Genomic DNA, 23,329 nt, shown 5'->3' with positions numbered 1-23,329 from the left:
GCATCAGCGGAAGTTCACGCTTCGATCGCTGGTCATGTCATACAGCTGGAACTTACGTCCAAGCTGCTGACCCCCGTCGCGCGTCAGCGGCGTCCAACCAATTGCCGCACGGCTGCGGGTTGGTCCGGATGAGAACAGATCCAGCGGAATCGACACATACACGCCTTTGGTGAAGTCCCCTTCACCGTATTCGTCTGGCGAAACGTTGGTAATCGTGGCGTAACCGCCGACCACCACGCCGCTGTCGAAGCGTTTGGCGATCTCCAGCGTGCCGCCTTTATCGCCCGCCAGATACTGCCCGACGCTGGCTTTCACCAGCACGTCCTGCGCAAACGACGGCGTCCAGTAGGCAGTCAAATGCCCGGTTTTGACGCTGTAATCGGTGAACTTCATCATGTCCTGCGCGCTACGCCAGTCACGCTGTTTCACGTAGTTGGCATCAAGACCAAACGCCCAGTTGCTGTCGACCGGGCGGTACAGGAGTTCTGCACCCGCACCGCCGTACATGGTTTCCAGATAACCGCCATACACCTGGCCATAGAAACTGTTGCCGAGATACTGGAAATAGTTGGCCTGCATGTTGTTCACATACACATCGTTCTGTACATACTCGCGCACGCGGGTACGCACACGCGGCAGTTTTGAGTCGCTTGGTGGATTGGTGTAGTTAAATTTGTCGTAGTTATTGGCGATATTGCCAAACAGGCTACCGGTGGTCAGGAGATGATCCGTCACCCACAGATCCGCCGTGGCCATTACACCCAACTGATACATATAGAAATTTTCTGGCCCGCCAACGGACTGGTTCAGCACCGGATCGACATGGAAATCAAAGCGAGATTTGTCGATATACCAGCCCTGTTCGGTGGTTTCCGGTACCACCGGTTCTACGCGTTTTTGCACCAGTTCGGTTTCATGCCCCAGCGGTTCGCCTTCGAGATGACGCTTCAGGCTGGCCACGTCCGTTTCGGTCGTCACCTGCGGCATATTGAGCCGATTTTCCGTCACGCGGATCGTGCGGATCCCATCCGGCAGATCGTTCATGATGATCCGATTGGCGCGCTCTATGCCTTCACGGGAATCGCGGTATTTCACCTGCTCGCCGGTCACGTACAGCGTATCGCCTTTGGTCTGAATCTTCGGATCCGCCAGGCCCGCGTTGTATTTCAACAGCGTCAGCTGATTGGCGACCACCGAGTGCTGAATGATCGCATCCTGCGGCTCTGGCTGATACTTCGGTCGCGCGTTGTCGTTGTAATGCGGCCGCATATCGTTAAAGTTGGTGCGCAGCGTAAAACCAAACATCACGGTGTTACCGCGCTCGTAGCTGAGGTTAACGTCGGCCCAATCGGTGACGCGGTAAATAGCGCCAACGTTAAACTTGCTCTTCTGCTCAATCTTGCCCGCAAAGTCTTCGGTGTAATTATTGCCTTCGTATTCCAGCTTCAGGCGCAGCGGCTGCCATGGCGTTTGATATTCCACGCCACCGAACAGCGATGCCGGGCCGTGGAACATCTGGTCCCCGCTCACCGAACCGGCTTTCTTATAGCTGTTGTCGCGATAGCAATATTTGTCGCTGTAGGAGCAGAATGGGTTTTTCACGTTGCCACTGGTGCCGAGATACCCCCAGCCCAAACCGAGTGAGAAATCGAACGGTCCCCAGGCTTTGCTGGCGACCAGGTATTCCGCATCAAAAAGCCCTGTGCCGCCGATATCGCGCGCGCCCACGGACACCTGCGGCATCCAGTAGCTCTCTTCCCACAGACGCAGTTTGAGGTCGAACGCTTTGTCTTTGTAAGTCTGGTTACCGGAAAACGCATCAACGCTGCTGTACTGTTTGGTGCGCACATCGGTATAACGCAGCGTCGTTTCCAGCCATGGGAAAAGCTGTACGGAAGCGGAGTAGTAGCGGTACTGGTCGTTATCGCGATAGTTAAGGCTAATTTCGCCCTCACGCGCCATACGCGCAGTGGGCGTTTGCATGAGCCCGACGCCGCCGAAATCTGACTGTGACGGGCCAATGGGTGCCGGATACGTTTCGGCATGACAGGCGGCGCTCACGCACAGCGCCAGCATGCTATAGAGATAAGGTCTTTTCATTAATCCGGTATCCGCTGCGTCAGAGAGCGAAGCATGTCGGTGTTCAGCCCGTCATACGCCTTCGTCCAGAAGTGATCGGCAAAGCCGACAAAAATCACGCTACCCGGCATGGGTTCGATGTGGCGCTTATTCCAGTACGCGACAGGGACGTTTTGCCTGCGGCCATCGGGGTAAATCACCCACGCGTAGCTGTTTTCCGCGCCACTCAGAAAGTGTTGTTCATCCAGATAACTCGCCACGTCGCGTCCTGGCGTAAAGGGTTTTTGGCCTGGGCTGCTGACCAATCCCGCCACGGTAACGGTTGAAGGCTTCGCCACAATCCACAGCGTGTAGTCGCCTTCCAGCGTCGGGTTGCCGTTTTCCGTTACGCGGACTTCATCGGGATCCAGATTCACCCGCTGGCGTCCGGTCACGGTGATCGCCTGCAACTGCTGGCGCACCGCATTGATTGCTGCCGCCGTGTCGCCGTCTTCCTGCTCTGCCAGTCCGGTCAGGCGAGCCAGTAAGGCCTGGTGTTTTTGTTCTGCTATCGCCGTTGCCTGGCGTTCGCTGATGATGGCGCCGGGCCACCAGCTGTTTGCCAGCCGGGGCTGCCCAACGAGATCGATCAGATGTTCGGCATTGGATAAGGTTTTTGGCTCTTTGTTGTTCGGGGTATAGACCTTAACAGTGCCCGCAGACCACGCCAGCGGCGCGGCGAGCGTGGCGATAAGCGCAACGCTTGTGATGATTTTCATGATTTCGCCGCCTTGATCAGGGTGGCTTTTACCGGGAAGAAATCCGCACCCAGGTACTGGAGCGACTGACGAATCTGCCCTTCCTCATCCACCCAGAAGCGGTTATGCCACGTCGCCCGATCGGTTGTAACTTCTTCATCCAGCACGCGGACCTGGGTTTCATCGCTGCCCAGCGTCACGGTATCGGTGCCATCCCAGCGGAATACGGAACGCGCGGTGGCGTAGCGGACCTGCTTGTGTTCGGTCCAGCCCAGAGTGCGCGTCCAGCTTGCACCATCGACAATTTGATTGGGTTTGATGAGGGGGTCCGCCGCGAGATTATTCACCTCAAGCAGGTTGTCACCGGCCAGCAGGGTTTTCACGATACGCCCATGCTGCGTCACGATGGTGGCCTGATCTTGCGTCACCCATTTCTGCTGCCCGTTTTCATCGAAAGCGAGCACCACAAAAAGCTGCGGGCCATCGTTTAACTGCATGTACTGGCTGGCATACGGCATGTTCTGGATGTCATCGTCCGTAAGATGTACGCCAGGCGTGCCAAACACGCTGTCCCACAGTGAGTTGCCCAGCCCTTTTGTGGTGGCTGAACAGGCCTGTAAAAGCAGGCAAATCAGAATGATTGCAGGTCGCTTCACGACTCTTCTCCGAAGGGGCGAAATAACCACACCGAAGTGTGGTTATGATTAAAACACCCGTGATTACTGAGTGCTGGTTGTCGTGGTGGTCGTGGTTCCGGTATTGGAGCCATCACCGCCACCGGTTGCCGCCAGAGCGACACCCACGGCCGAGCCTACGGTGCTTGTCGCCGTCGCGGTAGAACTCCCCGCTGAGGCAGACGTTGCTGCTGAGCCTGCTGCTTCCCCGACCTGAACCGGAGCTGCATAGACAGACGTTGCCGCAAGCGCAGTTATGGCAAAAATGCCATACAGTACTTTCTTCATAACAATTTCCCTTCAATGAATGAATGGAGATTTGCCCAAAAAGAAATTCAGGCGGATTCGAGTATACACAACTAAAGCAGGCGGATTGACGTACGGGGAAATAGAGGCGGGGTTTTCAGATAATTGGATAAATTTGATATATAAGAATAATTAAATATATATATAATCAGTAAAAATCAAATAGATAGAATAGGTCATCGATAAGAAGATTATCCGTATACTCCTAAAATAAACCGCAGTGATTAACGGGTTAACCGTCTTTTTCAGATTAAACTCATGACAGGAATTTGAGTTAACTAACAGACATCAGGAATTATCCGATAAAAAAATGCCGGCTTATCGCCGGCATTTTCCATGACATATTAATTACGCACGCCAGGCTTTATAACGATTAATCAAACCGTTCGTAGAGCTGTCGTGGCTGTCGATGGCTTTATCATCACCCAGCTCTGGCAGAATACGGTTTGCCAGCTGTTTACCCAGCTCAACGCCCCACTGATCAAAGGTGAAGATGTTCAGGATGGCGCCCTGAGTAAAGATTTTGTGCTCATACAACGCAATCAACGCGCCCAGACTGAACGGCGTAATTTCACGCAGCAGGATGGAGTTGGTTGGGCGGTTGCCTTCGAAGACTTTGAATGGCACCACGTTTTCCAGCGTCGCCGGATCTTTACCCAAATCGCGGTATTCCTGCTCAACCACCTCGCGCGCTTTACCAAACGCCAGTGCTTCGGTCTGTGCAAAGAAGTTAGACAGCAGCTTCTGGTGATGATCGGACAGCGCGTTGTGGGTTGTCGCTGGGGCGATGAAATCACACGGTACCATTTTGGTGCCCTGGTGAATCAGCTGATAGAACGCATGCTGACCGTTGGTACCCGGCTCACCCCAGATGATTGGGCCAGTCTGGTAGTCCACCGCGTTGCCGTTACGGTCAACGTATTTGCCGTTGGATTCCATGTTGCCCTGCTGGAAGTACGCCGCAAAGCGGTGCATGTACTGGTCGTACGGCAGGATCGCTTCGGTCTCAGCACCAAAGAAGTTGTTGTACCAGATGCCGATCAGCGCCAGCAGAACCGGCAGGTTTTTCTCGGGCGCGGTGTTGGCGAAGTGTTTGTCCATCGCGTGTGCGCCGGAGAGCAACTCAACGAAATTGTCATAACCAACGGACAGAATGATCGACAGGCCAATCGCCGACCACAGAGAATAACGACCGCCAACCCAGTCCCAGAATTCAAACATGTTGGCGGTGTCGATGCCGAACTCACCCACGGCTTTGCCGTTTGTGGACAGTGCCGCGAAGTGTTTCGCCACGTGTTTATTGTCACCCGCCGTTGCCAGGAACCAGTCGCGCGCGCTGTGGGCGTTGGTCATGGTCTCTTGGGTGGTGAAGGTTTTAGACGCCACCAGGAACAGCGTGGTTTCTGGATTCACTTTTTTCAGCACTTCGGCGATGTGGGTGCCATCGACGTTAGACACAAAGTGCATGTTCAGATGATTTTTGTACGGGCGCAGCGCTTCGGTCACCATGAATGGGCCGAGGTCAGAGCCACCGATACCAATGTTGACCACATCAGTAATCGCTTTGCCGGTATAGCCTTTCCAGCTTCCGGAAATAATTTCTTCTGAGAAGGTTTTCATCTTCTCCAGCACCGCGTTGACTTCTGGCATCACATCTTTGCCATCAACCATAATCGGCGTATTGCTACGGTTACGCAGCGCAACGTGCAGCACGGCACGGTCTTCGGTGCGGTTGATCTTCTCGCCGGAGAACATGGACTTGATTGCCCCAGCCAGATCGGTCTCTTTCGCCAGATCCTGCAATTTCGCCAGCGTCTCTTCCGTGATGCGGTTTTTGGAGAAATCCACCAGCATCTGGTCATCGAAGGTTGCGGAGAATTTGCTGAAACGGTCGCCGTCTTTCGCGAACAGATCCGCGATGGAGACGTCTTTCATTTCGTCGAAGTGTTTTTGTAGTGCCTGCCAGGCAGAAGTCTGCGTTGGATTGATGTTTTTCATTAGCAATACTCTTGTGATTTGAGAATTGTGACTGCGGTCGATTGTAGCGCCTGCGCGGAGAAATTGTGATGGTTTTTATGCCATTGGCCTGGCCTGTATCAAACGCGAGTGAAAAGACCCAAAAAGTATAGCTGCTGAATCCTGGGACTGCGGACGGTCAAAAGTAGCCCGTTCAGCCATAAAGTGAAGGATAAAATATCGTCCTTTTATAAGTCCTGTTACTCAGGGGGTACCCCCCATGAAAAATCCGCATAATCCCAGCGTTGACAGGACTCCTCCCGCATTTTATTTATAGGGCGGTATTTGCGCCTGCACCTGTTTTCGTTTTCATTTTCGTTCTTGTGCCAGGGTCGCTTTATTCTTTTCCTACACGAGGATGTTATGACGAGTTTTGTTGTCGCCAAGTTTGGCGGGACCAGTGTGGCCGATTACGCTGCCATGAACCGCAGCGCCGATGTGGTGCTGGCCGATCCGAATACCCGCCTGGTTGTGCTCTCTGCATCAGCAGGTGTGACTAACCTGCTGGTTGCGCTGTCTGAAGGACTGGAAGCGACCGAACGCTTTGTGAAGCTCGATGCGCTGCGCAAAATTCAGTTCGATATCCTCGAGCGTATGCAGAATCCGCACGTCATTCGTGAAGAAATTGAACGCCTGCTGGAAAATATCACCACTCTGGCAGAAGCGGCCTCGCTAGCGACATCCACTGCGTTGACCGACGAACTGGTGAGCCACGGCGAGTTGATGTCCACCCTGCTGTTCGTTGAGATCCTGCGCGAACGCGGCGTGATGGCCCAGTGGTTTGACGTGCGCAAAGTGATGCGCACCAGCGACCGTTTTGGCCGTGCCGAGCCGGACGTTGCCACGCTTTCCGAGTTGTCAAAACAGCAGTTGGCCCCACGCCTTGCAGAAGGCATCGTCATTACCCAGGGCTTTATCGGGAGCGAAGCCAAAGGCCGTACCACGACGCTTGGCCGTGGCGGAAGCGACTACACGGCAGCCCTGCTGGGTGAAGCGTTGTATGCGACGCGCGTTGATATCTGGACTGATGTCCCTGGTATCTATACCACCGATCCACGCGTGGTGCCTGCCGCCAAACGTATTGACGTGATTGCGTTCGAAGAAGCGGCTGAGATGGCCACCTTCGGCGCGAAAGTGCTGCACCCGGCCACATTATTGCCTGCCGTGCGCAGCGATATCCCTGTGTTTGTCGGCTCCAGCAAAGATCCAAAAGCGGGCGGCACATTGGTGTGCAAAAACACCGTAAACCCACCGCTGTTCCGCGCGCTGGCAATGCGCCGCAAGCAGACGCTGGTCACGCTTCACAGCCTGAATATGCTGCATTCACGCGGATTCCTCGCCGAAGTGTTCGGTATTCTGGCGCGCCACAATATCTCGGTTGATTTGATTACCACGTCGGAAGTGAGCATCGCGTTGACGCTGGATACCACCGGCTCAACGTCAACCGGCGATACGCTGCTGACTCAGTCGCTGCTGATTGAGCTTTCCGCTCTGTGCCGTGTGGAAGTGGAAGAAGATTTGGCACTGGTCGCGATCATCGGCAATAAGTTGTCACGCGCCTGCGGCGTGGGCAAAGAGGTGTTTGGTGTACTCGACCCATTCAACATCCGCATGATTTGCTACGGCGCATCCAGCTACAACCTGTGCTTCCTGGTGCCGGGTCATGAAGCCGAGCAGGTCGTGCAGAAACTTCATCATAATTTGTTTGAATAAAATTGCTTAGCAGGATAAACAATACCTATCAGCCGGGCACAGACCCGGCTTTTTTTATAACTAAACAACACACTAAAATCGCAAGGAAAGACTATGTTATCCGCCATCACTCGGCTGTTCCCGTTATGGGCCCTGCTGCTCTCTGTGCTCGCTTATTACACGCCAACGACGTTCACCCCAATCGGCCCGTGGGTCACCACGCTGCTGATGCTGATTATGCTTGGCATGGGCGTGCACCTAAAAATCGACGACTTTAAGCGCGTGCTGTCGCGCCCTGCGCCCGTCGCGGCGGGCATTTTCCTGCACTATCTGGTGATGCCGCTGGCCGCGTGGCTGCTGGCGATCGCATTTAAGATGCCGCCGGATTTATCCGCGGGTATGGTTTTGGTCGGCAGCGTCGCCAGCGGTACGGCGTCGAACGTGATGATCTATCTGGCGAAAGGCGATGTGGCGCTGTCTGTCACCATTTCATCCGTTTCGACACTGGTGGGCGTGGTTGCCACGCCATTGCTGACGCGTCTGTACGTTGATGCACATATTCAGGTTGATGTGATGGGGATGCTGCTCTCGATTCTGCAAATCGTGGTCATTCCGATTGCGCTAGGCCTGGTGATTCACCATCTGTTCCCGCGCGTGGTGAAGGCCGTTGAGCCGTATCTGCCCGCCTTTTCCATGGCGTGTATTCTGGCGATTATCAGCGCCGTGGTCGCGGGTTCAGCCTCGCACATCGCCTCTGTCGGTTTTGTGGTCATCATCGCGGTGATCCTGCATAACACTATTGGTCTGCTGGGCGGTTACTGGGGCGGAAAACTGTTTGGCTTTGACGAATCCACCTGCCGCACGCTGGCGATTGAAGTCGGAATGCAGAACTCTGGTTTGGCTGCCGCGCTGGGTAAAATTTACTTCTCCCCGCTCGCCGCACTGCCAGGCGCATTGTTCTCGGTCTGGCATAATCTGTCTGGATCCTTGCTGGCGGGCTACTGGTCAGGGAAACCCATTGAACAACAACACAAGAAAGATGGGGTGAAAGAGGGTTAATTCGCTTCGCGCCAGGTCTGGCTTGCTTTACACTGAAGCCTCTATAACAGGAGGCTTCAGCGATGGCTACACCGAGATTGACCCAGAAAGACATGACGGAAAGCGAACAGCGCGAGCTGAAAACCCTGCTCGATCGCGCGCGCATCGCTCATGGACGCACGCTGACCAACGCCGAGACCAATCAGGTCAAAAAAGAGTACATCGACAAACTGATGGCTCAGCGAGAAGTTGAGGCCAAAAAAGCCCGCAAAGTCAAAAAAGCGCAGGCGTTTAAACCCGACACCGAATCAACATTTTCCTGGTCAGCGAATACTGCACCACGTGGAAGGCGCTAATTAGCGCCCTTTCTTTTTGCGGCCAGGCTGAACAAAACGCTTTCCGGCTGGCTTGTTGCGTTCTTTTTCGGCGGAGGCCGGTGCGTTCACAACAGGCCGCTTAATGCCCTGAGTTTTCGGTTTGGCCTTCGTCTTTGGCTTCGCGTCAGACGACGAATTTTCGATGAGCTTAAACAGCTCAATCAGTTCATCACCGTTCAAATCGCGCCATTCCCCGAGCGGAATACCCGCAAGGCTAACGTTCATAATACGTGTGCGTTCCAGCTTTGTGACTTCAAAGCCAAAGTGCTCACACATTCGACGAATCTGTCGGTTTAACCCCTGAACCAGCGTAATGCGAAACGCAAACGGCGCCTCTTTTTTGACTTTACACTTCTTGGTGACGGTGCCCAGAATCGGGACGCCAGCGCCCATTCCACGAATAAAATCGTCGGTGATCGGTTTATTGACCGTGACCACATACTCTTTTTCGTGGTCGTTACCTGCACGCAGGATTTTGTTGACCAGATCGCCGTGGTTGGTGAGGAAAATCAGCCCCTGTGAATCTTTATCGAGACGACCAATCGGGAAGATACGGCTGCTGTGGTTAACGAAATCCACGATATTATCGCGCTCGCCATCTTCCGTGGTGCTGACAATGCCAACAGGTTTGTTCAACGCGATAAACACCAGGTCTTCTTCGTTTCTAGGCTCGATCAACTGACCATTCACTTTGACCACATCGCCAGGAGCGACCTGATCGCCGATAGCCGCGCGTTTACCATTGATAAACACGTTACCCTGCTCGATGTAGCGGTCAGCTTCGCGGCGCGAGCAAATCCCACTCTCGCTAATGTATTTGTTTAATCGGGTTGATTGGTTGGGCAGCATAATTTCTCCTTTATAGGCGAAATATACCTTAGGTTGCGGGGGACAAAAAAGCGTTAGTATCCATTGATAAGAAAATCCAGCGCATCTCGCAAAGCCGTTCTCTCCATGTTCAAATCAGCGACACGCTCACCTAACTCTTTGGCAGGGATTCCGGCCATCATATGGGTCATAACAATATGTGACTTTCCGGCGATCTCGACAACAGGACAAATTTTGGTAGGCGGCGGGTTCCCTGAAAGCTGTGTTAATTTGATAGCGGGAGCCACCAGTACATGTTTTAAAACGTTGGCAACCGGATGCTGAAGATTGATCAGATAGGGATAGGATTTCTTTCCGCTACCTGCATTCTCATAAGCAAAATATTGCTCCATTAAAACGACCTCTGAAAATCAGTGAATGAGCCGTTTTCGTCGACCCACTGATTAACCGTTTCAATCGATGCCGCATTGTCTCTTAACCATTCCGCCCGTTGATTTTCGCGAAATTTTTCAAGCAATGCCTCTGTCAAGAGTGCCGACAAATTGATCTTTTGTTTGCGAGCTTCTTCCAGTATCTCAGGTGCTAAGGAGACATTAACCGACTTTTTGAGGCTTGATGTAGTGCGCATAATAACCCCCATCGCAATGCGCATGGATTGGCGAAGAGTAGCGTAATAAACGAGCGTTTCCTAGACCCTCAGTTAAGTTGAGGGCCTAACGTTATCTCGCCCGCAAATGCTCGTCATGCATTGTGGTGCTTTTTTGCGAAGCGCTTTCCGGATTAATAATCATCCCTTTCGTCATCTTCGTCCGGCTGTTCCATCACGCTGTAAGCCACGGAGCAAAACAGCGAGTTGAGACGCTTCATGTCGCCGAGCAGCCCCAGGTGCAGAGAGCTGGTTTCGATACTTTGCACGTTTTGCTGATGCAGGCGGTCAACGTGCGCATGCGAGTAGCGGCGATTGAGAATACGAAAGCGGTGCTTATTCCGGCGCAAACGGCGTGCGCTGGGCACATCGCCGGAAAAGAAGACCGACATCGCCAGCTTCAGGTTGTTAAGCAACAGTTCCTGCAATGCGTCCAGTTCAGCCACACCTTCGAGGGAAAATGCCCGACGAGCCGCCAGCGATTTATCGGCAATTTCGCTGCCCATACGCTCGACGATATCGGATGCCTGTTCAAGGTTTAGCGACATCTCGATAATCTCCGCCCAACGGCGGGATTCCTCTTCGGCCAGTTCGTCCTGCGGCATGCGCGCCAGATAGAGTTTGATGGCGGTATAAAGCACGTTGATATCGTCAGCCACCTTACGCAGCTCTTTTTCTTCGCGCGGCTCACCGTGCATGACCTTTTTCAGGCCATTCAGCATCGTCTCCATCGCATCGCCAATACGCAGGGTCTCGCGCGCGGCGTTAGCCAGTGCCAGCGCAGGCGTATCCAGCGCGGAGGTGTCCAGGTGTTTCGGCTTCAGGCGTGCGTCGAGCTCTGGCTCATCGCGGATCATTCGTTTGCAGAACCGCGCCATTGGCCCGGCAAAGGGCACCATCGCCACGCAGCGCACCAGGTTGTAGAAAACGTGAAAGTAGATAACCAGTTCAGCTTTCGGTAAGGGAAGATTGTCCATCGCGTTCGCCAGCGGATGAACAAACGGCAGAATAATCAGGCTGCCCACCAGCTTAAACAGCAGACTGCCGAGCGCCACACGACGGGCGGCGGCGTTGGCTCCGCTGTTGTTCAGCATCGCCAGCAACCCCGAGCCGAGGTTTGCGCCGATCACCAGACACAGCGCCACCGGGAACGAAATCGCTCCCGCCGCCGTCAGGGTAGCCGTCAGCAATACCGCCGCCAGGCTGGAGTAACTGATGATGGCGAAGACCGCGCCGATTAGCGCATCGAGCATGATGTCGCCGGTCAGCGAAGCAAAAATCACCTGCACACCGTTAGCCTGGGTAATCGGCGTGACGGCCTGAACAATCAGCTCCAGCGCCAGCAGGATCAGCCCGAGGCCAATGCCCACGCGCCCGAGCTGGCCTTCGCGCGTCTGTTTGCGCCCCAAAAAGAAGATCACGCCGATGAAAATCAGCAGCGGCGAGAGCCAGGAGAGATCGAAGGTTAATACGCGCGCCATCAGCGCGGTCCCCACGTCCGCGCCCAAGACGATAACCAGCGCGGGCGTCAGCGCGACAAGGTCTTGCGCCACAAACGAGGTGACGAGCATCGTGGTCGCATTGCTGCTTTGCACAAGCGCGGTGACGCCGATACCCGCGCAAAAGGCGAGCGGTTTCTTCTCAACGCTGCGGCTGAGGACGGTCCGTAAGCGTGCGCCAAACACACGCATCACCCCGGTACGGACAATATGGGTGCCCCATACCAGGAGAGCGACGGCAGAAAGCAGGTGTAACAGTGTCAGCACGGAAGTGGGTTCTCCTTATCGTTATGTGTTCCTTTGGTTATCTCCCCGCTTTTTTATTTACGCCAGGAGAGACCTTCTTCCAGTATAAGGCTTTAAATGTAAGAAAGAGACAGGGCGCCTCATGAGCGCCCTGTATGTTGTAAGAAAAAGTGATTTAGGTCTGGCAAGTCAGCAGGTTAATCCGCGTCGTAGCCCAGATTTGGCGCTAACCAGCGCTCCACTTCTGAGACGCTCATCCCTTTACGCATGGCGTAGTCTTCCACCTGATCGCGTTGAATCTGTGCGACCGCGTAATATTTGCTGTCAGGATGGCTGAAATACCAGCCCGAAACGGACGCGCCGGGCCACATGGCGAAGGATTCCGTCAGCTTCATGCCGGTATGGGTTTCGACATCCAGAAGTTGCCAGATTGTCCCTTTCTCGGTGTGTTCAGGGCACGCCGGATAGCCAGGCGCCGGGCGAATACCCTGGTAATTCTCGCGAATCAGCTCCTCATTGCTGAGGTTTTCGTTCGGAGCATAACCCCAGTGCACTTTGCGCACGCGCTCATGCAGATATTCCGCGAAGGCTTCGGCCAGTCTGTCAGAAATCGCTTTAACCATGATTTTGTTGTAATCATCGTGCTGTGCTTCAAAGGCATCAGCGAGGGTGTCTTCTTCAAGGCCCCCGGTGACGGCAAACGCGCCAATGTAGTCCGCTTTGCCGCTCAGTTTAGGCGCGACAAAATCGGCCAGGCAGTAGTTCGCAAACCCGACTTTTTCAGTTTGCTGGCGCAGATGACGGCTGACCGCCAGCACGTTGGTACGGGTTTCATCACGATAAATTTCGATGTCATCGCCCACGCGATTAGCCGGGAACAGGCCAACCACACCGCGCGGATTCAGCGTTTTTTCTGCACTTAGCTGGTCGAGCATATCGTTGGCATCTTTGAACAAGCGCTGGGCTTCTTCGCCCACCACGTCGTCCTCGAGGATGCGCGGGTATTTCCCGGCCAGCGACCAGGTCATGAAGAACGGCGTCCAGTCGATGTAATTACGCAGCGTTTCGATGCTGGCGGTGACGTCCTGCACACCCAAACGGTGCGCCACGGGCGGCGTATAGCTGGACCAGTCGAAAGCCAGATCATTTTCGCGCGCGGCGGCCAGCGTCACCGGCGGTGTACGCGGCTTTTTGCGCGCATGCTGGATACGCACGGTGTCGTACTCTTTGCGCGTTCTCGCCACAAAATCATCGCGTTGCGTGTCGGATAGCAGTGCGGACACCACACCAACGGTCCGCGAAGCGTTCTGCACGTAGACCGTCGGACCGCTGTAGTTCTGCTCAATTTTGACCGCCGTATGCGCTTTCGACGTGGTCGCCCCGCCAATCAGCAGCGGAATGGTAAAGCCCTGGCGTTCCATCTCTTTTGCCACGTTAACCATTTCGTCGAGCGACGGGGTGATCAACCCGGACAAGCCAATCAGATCGGCATTCACTTCACGCGCAGTTTTGAGGATTTTATCCGCCGGAACCATCACGCCTAAATCGATGATTTCGTAGTTATTACACTGCAGCACCACGCCGACGATATTTTTGCCGATGTCATGCACATCGCCCTTCACGGTGGCGATCACCATCTTGCCGTTGCTGGAGCTTTTTTCTTTACTGGCCTCAATATAAGGCTCGAGATAGGCCACGGCTTGCTTCATCACACGCGCGGATTTCACCACCTGCGGCAGGAACATTTTTCCCTCGCTGAACAGATCGCCCACCACGTTCATGCCGTCCATCAGCGGCCCTTCAATCACTTCGATAGGGCGTGCAGCCTGCTGGCGCGCTTCTTCGGTGTCCAGCTCGATAAACTCGGTGATCCCTTTGACCAGCGAATATTCCAGACGTTTTTTCACATCCCAGGCGCGCCATTCCGCCTGCTGAATATTGGCGCTTTCATCGGCTTTACTGCCGCGGTATTTTTCTGCCAGATCCAGCATGCGTTCGGTGGCGTCATCGCGACGGTTTAAAATGACATCTTCCACACCCTCGCGCAGCTCGGCAGGCAGGTCATCGTAAATCGCCAGCTGTCCGGCGTTGACGATGCCCATGTCCATCCCGTTGCGAATCGCGTAGTAGAGGAATACGGCGTGGATCGCCTCACGCACCGGGTCATTGCCACGAAACGAGAACGACACGTTGGAAACGCCGCCGGAGATCAGCGCATGCGGCAGCTCGCGTTTGATGTCTTCACACGCGCCAATAAAATCCTGCGCATAGTTGTTGTGCTCTTCGATACCGGTCGCGACGGCGAAAATATTCGGATCGAAAATAATGTCTTCCGGCGGGAAGCCGACCTCTTCGGTCAAAATCGTGTAGGCGCGGCGGCAAATCTCAATTTTGCGCTCGCGCGTATCCGCCTGACCGACTTCGTCAAAGGCCATCACCACAACTGCCGCGCCATAACGGCGCACCAGTTTGGCGTGGTGGATAAACGGCTCAACGCCTTCTTTCATCGAGATGGAGTTAACGATGCCTTTACCCTGAATGCACTTCAGCCCTTTTTCGATGACCTCCCATTTTGAGGAGTCGATCATGATCGGTACGCGGGCAATATCTGGCTCACCGGCAATCAAATTCAGGAAACGCACCATCGCCGCTTCGGCGTCGAGCATCCCTTCATCCATGTTGATGTCGATGATCTGTGCGCCGCTTTCGACCTGCTGACGCGCAACGTCCAGCGCTTCGTTGTATTTCTCTTCTTTGATCAGCCGTTTGAATTTGGCAGAGCCGGTGACGTTAGTACGTTCACCGACGTTCACAAACAGGCTCTCTTTGCTGATGGTCAGCGGTTCAAGGCCCGCCAGACGACAGGCCACCGGCAGGTCCGGCAGCTTGCGCGGCGGCAAACCTGCGACGGCGTGACTCATCGCGGCGATATGTTCTGGCGTGGTGCCGCAACAGCCACCAACAATATTCAGGAAGCCGGACTCCGCCCATTCACGAATTTGCGCCGCCATGGTCACCGCATCAAGATCGTATTCCCCAAAAGCGTTTGGCAGGCCCGCGTTGGGGTGCGCGGTGACGTAGCAATCGGCGATACGCGAAAGTTCCTGGACGTACTGACGCAGTTCGTCAGGTCCCAACGCACAGTTCAGGCCGAAGGTCAGCGCATCCGCGTGGCGCAGAGAGTTGTAAAACGCTTCGGTTGTCTGCCCGGAGAGCGTACGCCCGGAGGCATCGGTAATGGTGCCCGAAACCATGATTGGCAAATCTACGCCCAGCGCTTCCATCTCTTCTTTTACGGCGAAGATGGCGGCTTTGGCATTGAGCGTGTCGAAGACCGTTTCGATCATGATCAGATCGGAACCGCCTTCCACCAGCGCTTTGGTCGATTCACGATACGCGGCCACCAGCTGATCGAAGGTAACGTTACGGAAAGCAGGGTCGTTAACGTCTGGCGAAATTGACGCGGTACGGTTAGTCGGCCCAAGAACGCCGGCCACATAGCGTGGCTTTTCCGGCGTTCGCGCGGTCCATTCGTCAGCGCAGGCGCGCGCCAGCTTTGCCGCGGTGAAGTTGATTTCCGCCGACAGGGATTCCATCTGGTAATCGGCCATGGCGATGGTGGTCGAGTTAAACGTGTTGGTTTCGACAATGTCCGCCCCCGCCTCAAAATAGGCGTGATGAATCGCCGCAATGACGTCAGGTTTACTGAGCACCAGCAGGTCATTGTTGCCTTTCAGGTCGCAGGGCCAGTCGGCGAAACGTTCGCCGCGGAAATCGTCTTCGCTCAGACGGTAGCTTTGGATCATGGTGCCCATGCCGCCGTCCAGCACCAGAATTCGTTCGTTTAACTGCGCACGCAGTTGCTCTATTTTGCTGCTCACACTTACTCCCGACAACGCTCACCCAGGCCACCAGGCCAGTCATCCATACTGGCATAATCTGACAGAGCGGAGAAGTCACACAGCGTTAACATGAGACATGTTCACTATCACTCCTCCGATCAGTCAGGATAACGGTTGCAAAATCACCAAATAAAACGAAAATGATTTCCACGATACAGAAAAAGGAGTTCGCTATGGTTGCTACCGTTCCCGCAAAACGCGGCAGAAAACCTGCTGCCACCACCGCCGCTCAGCCTGCGGGTCAGGTCCAGTCATTGACGCGTGGATTAAAGCTGCTGGAATGGATAGCCGAATCGCACAGCAGCGTAGCGTTAACCGAGCTGGCGCAGCAGGCGGGCTTACCGAACTCTACAACGCATCGATTGCTGACCACTATGCAGCAGTTGGGTTTTGTCCGTCAGGTTGGCGAGCTCGGGCACTGGTCGGTGGGCGCACATGCGTTTATCGTCGGCAGCAGTTTCCTTCAGAGCCGTAATTTGCTGGCAATTGTGCATCCGATTCTGCGCAAGCTAATGGAAGACTCCGGCGAGACGGTCAATCTGGCGGTGTTGGACCAGAGCGATCATCAGGCGATTATTATCGACCAGGTACAATGTACGCAGTTGATGCGTATGTCTGCGCCGATTGGCGGCAAGCTGCCCATGCACGCTTCTGGCGCGGGGAAAGCGTTCCTTTCGCAGTTGAGTGAGGAGCAAGTCACTGGCCTGCTGCATCGTAAAGGGCTGCATGCTTATACGCATGCCACCCTGGTTTCACCGGTACATCTAAAAGAAGATTTAGCCCAGACCCGCAAACGCGGCTACTCGTTTGACGATGAAGAGCATGCACTTGGCCTGCGCTGCATCGCGGCGTGTATTTTTGATGAGCATCGCGAGCCGTTTGCCGCGATCTCCATTTCCGGACCGATTTCACGCGTGACTGACGATAGCGTAACGGAGTTGGGTGCGCTGGTGATTAAAGCGGCCAAAGAAGTGACGCTGGCCTATGGCGGGAGCCGTTAAGGTTTTTGCTGTCTGATGCCCTCACCCCAACCCTCTCCCACCGGGAGAGGGAATACTAAAAACGGCAACGGAGTTGCCGTTTGCTTTATCCTCGCAGGCAAAAGCGCTGCCGTTTGCGGTACGCGTACACATCTTCGACATGCCCCTCTTTGATGCGCGTTTGCAGACTGCGCCAGTAATCGGCGCGGAACAGATCGTCGTGCATCTCTTCAAAGAGCGGTCCGATACGCGGGTCGGCGCAGAGCCAGTGGCGAAACTCCTCAGGGAAGACATCACCGGGTGAGACGCTGTACCACGGCTCGCTGGCGAGTTCATCCTCAGGATATCTTGCCGCTGGAATGGTGCGGAAATTCACCTCGGTCATGTAGCAAATTTCGTCGTAATCGTAGAACACCACCCGCCCGTGACGGGTGACGCCGAAGTTTTTAAACAGCATGTCGCCCGGGAAAATATTGGCGGCGGCAAGCTGGCGAATCGCGTTGCCGTATTCTTCAATCGCATCGCGCAATTGCGCCCCCTCAACCTGCTCCAGCCAGATATTCAGCGGCACCATGCGACGTTCAATATAAAGATGGCTGATAGCAATTTTATCGCCTAGATCGGTAATTTTACCCGGCGCTTCCTGAAGCAGGAGCGCCATGAGCGTGGGGTCGATCTGGCACTTATCCAGCACAAAGTTTTCAAACTCTTGCGTGTCCGCCATACGCCCGACGCGATCGTGCTCCTTCACCAGTTGATAGCAGGCGCGAACGTGCGCCGCCGTCATCTCTTTTTGTGGTGCAAACTGATCTTTAATGACTTTAAACACGCGGTCAAAACCTGGCAGCGTGAACACCAGCATCACCATCCCGCGGATACCCGGCGCTTCGATAAACAGCTCATCAGTGCTGGTGATGTAGTGCAAATACTCGCGATAGCTTTCGGTTTTAGCGTGCTTTTGGCACCCAATCGCCATGTAGAGTTCGGCGGTGGTTTTGACGGGTAAAATTTCACGTAGCCATTCGACCAGCGCGGCGGGAAACGGGGCATAGACCATGAAATACGAGCGGGCGAAACCGAAGACAATGCTGGCCTCAGCGCTCGTCGTCAGGCAGGTATCGACAAACAGTTCGCCATCATCAGAGCGATGGATGGGCAGCAAAAAAGGGAGCGTGGCCTCGGGTGTGATGAGTTTGCCAACCAGCCATGCCGCTTTATTGCGGAAAAATAGCTCATTTGCGACCTGTAAGTGGCTGCGGCGTAACGTCTCTTCACCAAGGGTTTCGACCAGATGCGCCGAGATGTAGCCGACATCCCGCGTTTTATTCTGCCAGGGCAGCCGTAGGGGCAAGTCCGACAACACGTTGTTGAGTGCTTTTTCCCAGCCCTGTTCGGGGAAAAAATCTTTAGCTAACGGACGAGGGATCGCCCGAAAGCGGCGCGCCGGCTGAGAACTGAAAATAAATAACCGCTCAGGAGATAACGAGCGGTGGTCAAATAACCGACAATAGACGGAGTTGAAAAAGCTCTCCGCAATCTCGAAGCGCGGGTAATCCGGTAATAAATGGGTGTAGTGCTCTTTCACACGCAGCAGAAAATCGACGTCGGTGCTTTTGCCCTCGGTGATGCAACGTAACTGTTCTACCACGAGGCCGACATGGTGGTCGTAAAGATGGATACGTTGCTTCATCGCCTGCTGTACGGCGTGCCAGTCGGCGTGTTCAAAGCGCTGTTGTGCGCCTGAAGTGACTTCCAGAAAACGACCATACTGCGCATCGAAGCCCTGCAGAATGGTTTGTGCAATCAGTAACTCCAGACCTCGCGACATACCTTCCCCCTCACCCCAACCCTCTCCCCAAAGGGGAGAGGGGGAAAAGATTAGAACTGTGCTTCTTCTGTTGAACCCGTTAAGGCGGTGACGGATGAGGCGCCGCCCTGAATGATGGTGGTGACTTTGTCGAAGTAGCCCGTTCCGACCTCCTGCTGATGAGAGGCGAAGGTGTAGCCTTTTTGGCTCGACGCGAATTCCGGCTGCTGCACTTTTTCGACATAGTGGCGCATGCCCTCGCCCTGCGCATAGGCATGCGCCAGGTCGAACATGTTGAACCACATGCTGTGAATGCCCGCGAGCGTAATAAATTGATATTTGTAGCCCATCTCAGAGAGCTGCTGCTGGAAGCTGGCGATGGTGTTGTCATCCAGATTCTTCTGCCAGTTAAACGATGGCGAGCAGTTGTAGGCCAGCAGTTTGCCAGGGTATTTGGCATGGATAGCATCGGCAAAGCATTTTGCCAGCGCCAGATCTGGCGTGGAGGTTTCACACCATACTAAGTCTGCATACGGCGCATAAGCCAGACCACGGCTGATGGCCTGCTCGATACCCGCATGAGTACGATAGAAGCCTTCGCTGGTGCGCTCGCCGGTAATGAATTCGCTGTCATAAGGATCGCAGTCGGAGGTGATCAGGTCAGCGGCATCAGCATCGGTACGGGCGATAACCAGCGTCGGGACACCCAGTACATCTGCCGCCAGACGCGCGGCGACCAGTTTCTGAATGGCTTCCTGAGTCGGGACCAATACTTTGCCGCCCATATGCCCGCACTTCTTCACGGATGCCAGTTGATCTTCAAAGTGAACCGCCGCTGCACCGGCTTCAATCATGGATTTCATCAGTTCGAAGGCATTCAGCACGCCGCCAAAACCGGCTTCTGCATCGGCAACGATCGGCAGGAAATAATCGACATAACGCGGATCGTTCGGCTCAATCCCCGAAGACCATTGGATCTGATCGGCACGACGAAACGTGTTGTTGATCCGATCGACAACCGACGGCACGGAGTTAGCCGGATAGAGCGATTGATCCGGGTACATGCTGGACGCCAGGTTAGCATCGGCCGCCACCTGCCAGCCGGAAAGATAGACCGCTTCGATTCCCGCTTTCGCCTGCTGTAACGCCTGTCCGCCCGTCAGCGCACCGAGGCTATTGATGTACCCTTTTTTCGATTCACCGTGCAGCAGACGCCACATTTTGGCCGCGCCAAGCTGTGCAAGCGTACATTCCGGGTTGACTGAGCCGCGCAATTTCACCACATCCTCTGCGCTATACGGGCGTTCAATGCCTTCCCAGCGCGGCTGTGTCCACTCTTTTTGTAATTCTTCGATCTGTTGGGTACGCGTTTTCATGTGCAGATGCTCCGTATTGTTATGAGGTGGATTTATGCAAGCAGGCGATAACCTGGCAGAGTGAGGAAGTCGATTAATTCGTCTGACGTAGTGATTTGTTCCATCAGACGCGCGGCGTCGTCGAAACGACCGCTGCTAAAGCGGTGTTCGCCCAGCTCGTCCTGGATAGTCATCAACTCTTCGCCCAGCATCTGGCGGAACAGCGATTTCGTTACCGGTTTGCCGTTGCTGAGGGTCTTCTGGTGATGAATCCATTGCCAAATGGAGGTTCGCGAAATCTCGGCCGTCGCGGCATCTTCCATCAAACCGTAAATCGGTACGCAGCCGTTGCCCGAAATCCACGCTTCGATGTACTGCACGGCGACGCGAATATTTGCGCGCATACCTGCTTCAGTACGTTCCCCTTCGCAGGGTTCAAGGAGTTGCTCTGCGGTGATAGGGGCGTCGCCTTCCCGGGTGACGAAAAGTTGGTTCTGTTTATCGCCTAATGTCCGGCTGAACACTTCCATTGCCGTATCTGCAAGGCCTGGATGCGCAATCCATGTGCCGTCGTGACCGTTATGGGCTTCCAGTTCTTTGTCCGCCTTCACTTTGCTCAGCACCTGATGGTTGCGTTCGACGTCTTTGCTCGGAATAAACGCGGCCATTCCGCCCATCGCGAAAGCACCGCGTTTGTGGCAGGTTTTAATCAGTAAGCGCGAGTAAGCGTTCAGGAAAGGCTTATCCATCGTGACCGCCTGACGATCGGGTAAGACACGGTCAGGATGATTTTTCAGGGTTTTAATGTAGCTGAAAATATAGTCCCAGCGCCCACAGTTCAGGCCTGTGATGTGATCACGCAAGGCGTGCAGGATCTCATCCATCTGGAATACCGCCGGCAACGTTTCTATCAACAACGTGGCTTTGATGGTGCCACGCGGCAAATCAAAGCGATCTTCCGCATAGCTAAACACTTCACTCCACCAGGCCGCTTCCTGCCAGGACTGGGTTTTTGGCAGATAAAAATAGGGACCACTGCCTTTTGCCAGCAGGTTTTGATAGTTGTGGAAGAAGTACAATGCAAAATCAAACAGGCTGCCGGGAATCGGTTCTCCGCGCCAGGTAACGTGTTTTTCAGGCAGATGTAGGCCACGGACGCGGCAGATTAAGACGGCAGGATCCGGCTTGAGCTGGTAGATTTTCCCGGCTTCGTTGGTGTAGCTGATCGTACCATTAACCGCATCGCGCAGGTTGATCTGACCTTCGATCACTTTACGCCAGTCCGGAGCGAGTGAATCTTCGAAGTCCGCCATAAACACTTTAACGTTGGCATTCATGGCGTTAATCACCATTTTGCGCTCAACCGGGCCGGTGATTTCAACGCGACGATCCTGCAAATCTTGAGGAATACCGCGAATTTTCCAGTCTGATTCACGAATGGAAGCGGTTTCCGAAATAAAGTCAGGCAGCTTGCCGTTATCAATATCCTGCTGTTGCTGAATGCGCGCCGCCAGCAGCGTATGACGCGTTGGGGCGAAGCGCGTGACTAGCTCAGCGAGAAATTCGACTGCCTCTGGCGTCAAAATCTGTTTTTCCTGCTCTCCGTGTGGCTGATTAAAGGCCAGCTCGTCTGCTGTCGTTGCCTGTTGAGTCATTACGCTGCTCCTCATCAAAGATCCAAATACACTCATCCAATGCGAGCGAAAGATCGTTGGACAGTTTTCGCTCAGCAGAGTTAAGACTATCCATTATTTTTATAAAATCAAAAACAATTTCCATTTTAATTATTAAATGCGTTTAACTAACTGATTACAAATAAGTTAAATATTTTTAAGTAGTTGGTTTTGATTTCGGAAATAAAAAAGGCACCCGAAGGTGCCTTATCTGGAGAGCTGAAACGCTTTAGGATCGTTCGAGTCAGTCAATTATTCTAGCGTTGGATTCATATGTCGCAGATCGTATGGCGTGATCTGGTAGACGTAATAATTGAGCCAGTTGATAAACAGCAAATTACCGTGGCTACGCCAGGATGCTCTTGGCGGGATTTGCGGATCGTTTTTGGGGAAATAATTGTACGGCACTTCCGGGCTCAGGCCCGCTTCGACATCACGGAAAAACTCGCTTGCCAGAGTATGTGCATCGTATTCAGGGTGCCCTGTGACAAAGGCAATACGCTTGTCTTTGCTGGCAAAGAGATAGGCATCCCCATCTTCCGTCTCGGCCAGGATTTCCAGATCGGTGTAATCACGAATGAGTGCGGCCGGGAAATCAGCATAGCGTGAATGAGGCGCCAGGAAAAAGTCATCAAAACCGCGCGTCAGCAACGCGTGTGGATGAAGAATATGGTGTTCGTAAACGCCAGACAGCTTGTCTGAACGCGTCTGTTTAGGGATGCCGTAAAGAATATTCAATGCCGCCTGAACCGCCCAACAGACAAACAGCGTTGAAGTCACATGATCTTTAGCCCACTCCAGCACCTGTTTGATCTGCGGCCAATAGGCGACATCGTTAAACTCAACCAGCCCAAGCGGTGCCCCCGTGACAATCAATCCATCGAAATTATCGTTACGGATATCTTCAAAATCACAGTAAAAGTTGTTGAGGTGCTCCGAAGGAGTGTTGCGTGACTCGCGTGCATCGATACGTAAAAGCTGAACATCCACCTGCAGCGGGGAGTTCGACAGAAGGCGAAGGAACTGGTTTTCCGTTTCGATTTTTTTGGGCATCAGATTGAGGATAAGGACCTTCAGCGGACGAATTTCCTGACCTGTCGCACGCGAGGCCTTCATCACAAAGACGTTTTCTTCTCGCAAAAAATTGACGGCTGGTAGCTCGTCTTGCACCCGAATCGGCATAACCTTAGATCCTCACAGCATACGTATAAACGTTTAGACATCCAGATAGCTGACAATAACGAAGATTGATATGAATGTCGAGTCTGTATGAGAAAGGTGAGAAAGTTTCACAGCGGGGAATTAAGGTGATTGGCTTATTTTCTGAGCATTCTCACTGAAAAACACAAGCAAAAAACCCCGGGCCTTTCGGACCGGGGTTCTTCTTTATTGATGCCTGGCAGTTCCCTACTCTCACATGGGGAGACCCCACACTACCATCGGCGCTACGGCGTTTCACTTCTGAGTTCGGCAT

18 protein-coding genes are annotated in these 23,329 nt (G+C 54.0%); 4 read left to right on the top strand and 14 right to left on the bottom strand.

The genetic code is table 11. The features are described 5' to 3' along the window. Positions 1-3: 3 nt before the first annotated feature. The 5 genes from ACKI5T_RS14130 to pgi all read right to left on the bottom strand — a co-directional run bounded on the left by ACKI5T_RS14130 (position 4) and on the right by pgi (position 5,794). On the bottom strand, positions 4-2,100 hold the full coding sequence (locus ACKI5T_RS14130; protein ID WP_407438233.1) for a YjbH domain-containing protein: 2,097 nt from the start codon (positions 2,098-2,100) through the stop codon (positions 4-6). After that, the gene (locus ACKI5T_RS14125) at positions 2,100-2,837 is read right to left on the bottom strand and encodes a capsule biosynthesis GfcC D2 domain-containing protein (protein ID WP_407438231.1); all 738 of its coding nucleotides are present in this window, start codon (positions 2,835-2,837) and stop codon (positions 2,100-2,102) included. Before ACKI5T_RS14125 ends, ACKI5T_RS14130 begins: the two co-directional genes overlap by 1 nt. Beyond that, complete coding sequence (locus ACKI5T_RS14120) at positions 2,834-3,472, bottom strand: YjbF family lipoprotein (RefSeq protein ID WP_407438229.1); 639 nt, start codon at positions 3,470-3,472, stop codon at positions 2,834-2,836. Before ACKI5T_RS14120 ends, ACKI5T_RS14125 begins: the two co-directional genes overlap by 4 nt. A 63-nt stretch (positions 3,473-3,535) precedes the next feature. After that, a complete protein-coding gene (yjbE, locus tag ACKI5T_RS14115) occupies positions 3,536-3,778 on the bottom strand; it encodes an exopolysaccharide production protein YjbE (protein ID WP_011915494.1) in 243 nt (80 codons plus the stop codon). Between the two features lie 366 nt (positions 3,779-4,144). Continuing rightward, complete coding sequence (pgi, locus tag ACKI5T_RS14110) at positions 4,145-5,794, bottom strand: glucose-6-phosphate isomerase (RefSeq protein WP_407438227.1); 1,650 nt, start codon at positions 5,792-5,794, stop codon at positions 4,145-4,147. 381 nt (positions 5,795-6,175) lie between these two features. On the opposite strand from pgi, the gene lysC reads away from it, so the two are divergent. The 3 genes from lysC (at position 6,176) to ACKI5T_RS14095 (ending at position 8,898) form a co-directional block, all read left to right on the top strand. Beyond that, the gene (gene lysC, locus ACKI5T_RS14105; protein WP_407438225.1) at positions 6,176-7,525 is read left to right on the top strand and encodes a lysine-sensitive aspartokinase 3; all 1,350 of its coding nucleotides are present in this window, start codon (positions 6,176-6,178) and stop codon (positions 7,523-7,525) included. Positions 7,526-7,618: 93 nt separating this feature from the next. Beyond that, positions 7,619-8,563 (top strand): ketopantoate/pantoate/pantothenate transporter PanS, encoded by a 945-nt coding sequence (gene panS, locus ACKI5T_RS14100; protein WP_011915491.1) that lies wholly within the window; start codon positions 7,619-7,621, stop codon positions 8,561-8,563. Positions 8,564-8,625: 62 nt separating this feature from the next. Continuing rightward, on the top strand, positions 8,626-8,898 hold the full coding sequence (locus tag ACKI5T_RS14095) for a DUF3811 domain-containing protein (RefSeq protein WP_011915490.1): 273 nt from the start codon (positions 8,626-8,628) through the stop codon (positions 8,896-8,898). Here the strand turns inward: ACKI5T_RS14095 and rluF are convergent, their stop codons facing one another. The 5 genes from rluF to metH form a co-directional block, all read right to left on the bottom strand. Beyond that, positions 8,899-9,768, bottom strand: coding sequence for a 23S rRNA pseudouridine(2604) synthase RluF (gene rluF, locus ACKI5T_RS14090; protein ID WP_407438223.1), 870 nt, complete (start codon positions 9,766-9,768; stop codon positions 8,899-8,901). Between the two features lie 53 nt (positions 9,769-9,821). Beyond that, on the bottom strand, positions 9,822-10,139 hold the full coding sequence (locus ACKI5T_RS14085) for a CcdB family protein (RefSeq protein ID WP_407438221.1): 318 nt from the start codon (positions 10,137-10,139) through the stop codon (positions 9,822-9,824). Continuing rightward, a complete protein-coding gene (locus ACKI5T_RS14080) occupies positions 10,139-10,399 on the bottom strand; it encodes a type II toxin-antitoxin system CcdA family antitoxin (protein WP_407438219.1) in 261 nt (86 codons plus the stop codon). The genes ACKI5T_RS14085 and ACKI5T_RS14080 overlap by 1 nt, the downstream gene beginning before the upstream one ends. A gap of 128 nt (positions 10,400-10,527) precedes the next feature. After that, on the bottom strand, positions 10,528-12,159 hold the full coding sequence (locus ACKI5T_RS14075; RefSeq protein ID WP_407438217.1) for a Na/Pi cotransporter family protein: 1,632 nt from the start codon (positions 12,157-12,159) through the stop codon (positions 10,528-10,530). Between the two features lie 176 nt (positions 12,160-12,335). Beyond that, positions 12,336-16,019, bottom strand: coding sequence for a methionine synthase (gene metH, locus ACKI5T_RS14070; protein WP_407438215.1), 3,684 nt, complete (start codon positions 16,017-16,019; stop codon positions 12,336-12,338). Positions 16,020-16,213: 194 nt separating this feature from the next. Between metH and iclR the strand changes: the two genes are divergently transcribed. Continuing rightward, positions 16,214-17,041, top strand: coding sequence for a glyoxylate bypass operon transcriptional repressor IclR (gene iclR, locus ACKI5T_RS14065; protein WP_011915484.1), 828 nt, complete (start codon positions 16,214-16,216; stop codon positions 17,039-17,041). Positions 17,042-17,126: 85 nt separating this feature from the next. Here iclR and aceK read toward each other — a convergent pair whose 3' ends face one another. The 4 genes from aceK to metA all read right to left on the bottom strand — a co-directional run bounded on the left by aceK (position 17,127) and on the right by metA (position 23,037). Then, positions 17,127-18,848: a bifunctional isocitrate dehydrogenase kinase/phosphatase gene (gene aceK, locus ACKI5T_RS14060; protein ID WP_407438213.1), complete on the bottom strand. Its 1,722-nt coding sequence runs from the start codon at positions 18,846-18,848 to the stop codon at positions 17,127-17,129. 50 nt (positions 18,849-18,898) lie between these two features. Further along, complete coding sequence (aceA, locus tag ACKI5T_RS14055) at positions 18,899-20,203, bottom strand: isocitrate lyase (RefSeq protein ID WP_407438211.1); 1,305 nt, start codon at positions 20,201-20,203, stop codon at positions 18,899-18,901. 32 nt (positions 20,204-20,235) lie between these two features. Continuing rightward, entirely contained in the window at positions 20,236-21,837 is a 1,602-nt protein-coding gene (gene aceB / locus ACKI5T_RS14050; RefSeq protein ID WP_407438209.1) for a malate synthase A, read from the bottom strand. Positions 21,838-22,107: 270 nt separating this feature from the next. Beyond that, a complete protein-coding gene (gene metA, locus ACKI5T_RS14045) occupies positions 22,108-23,037 on the bottom strand; it encodes a homoserine O-succinyltransferase (RefSeq protein WP_011915480.1) in 930 nt (309 codons plus the stop codon). Positions 23,038-23,329 lie beyond the last annotated feature (292 nt).

Origin of the sequence: Lelliottia sp. (genome assembly GCF_045627565.1) — a bacterium.
Taxonomy (GTDB): domain Bacteria; phylum Pseudomonadota; class Gammaproteobacteria; order Enterobacterales; family Enterobacteriaceae; genus Enterobacter.
This window is presented reverse-complemented; position numbering and strand designations above follow the sequence as displayed.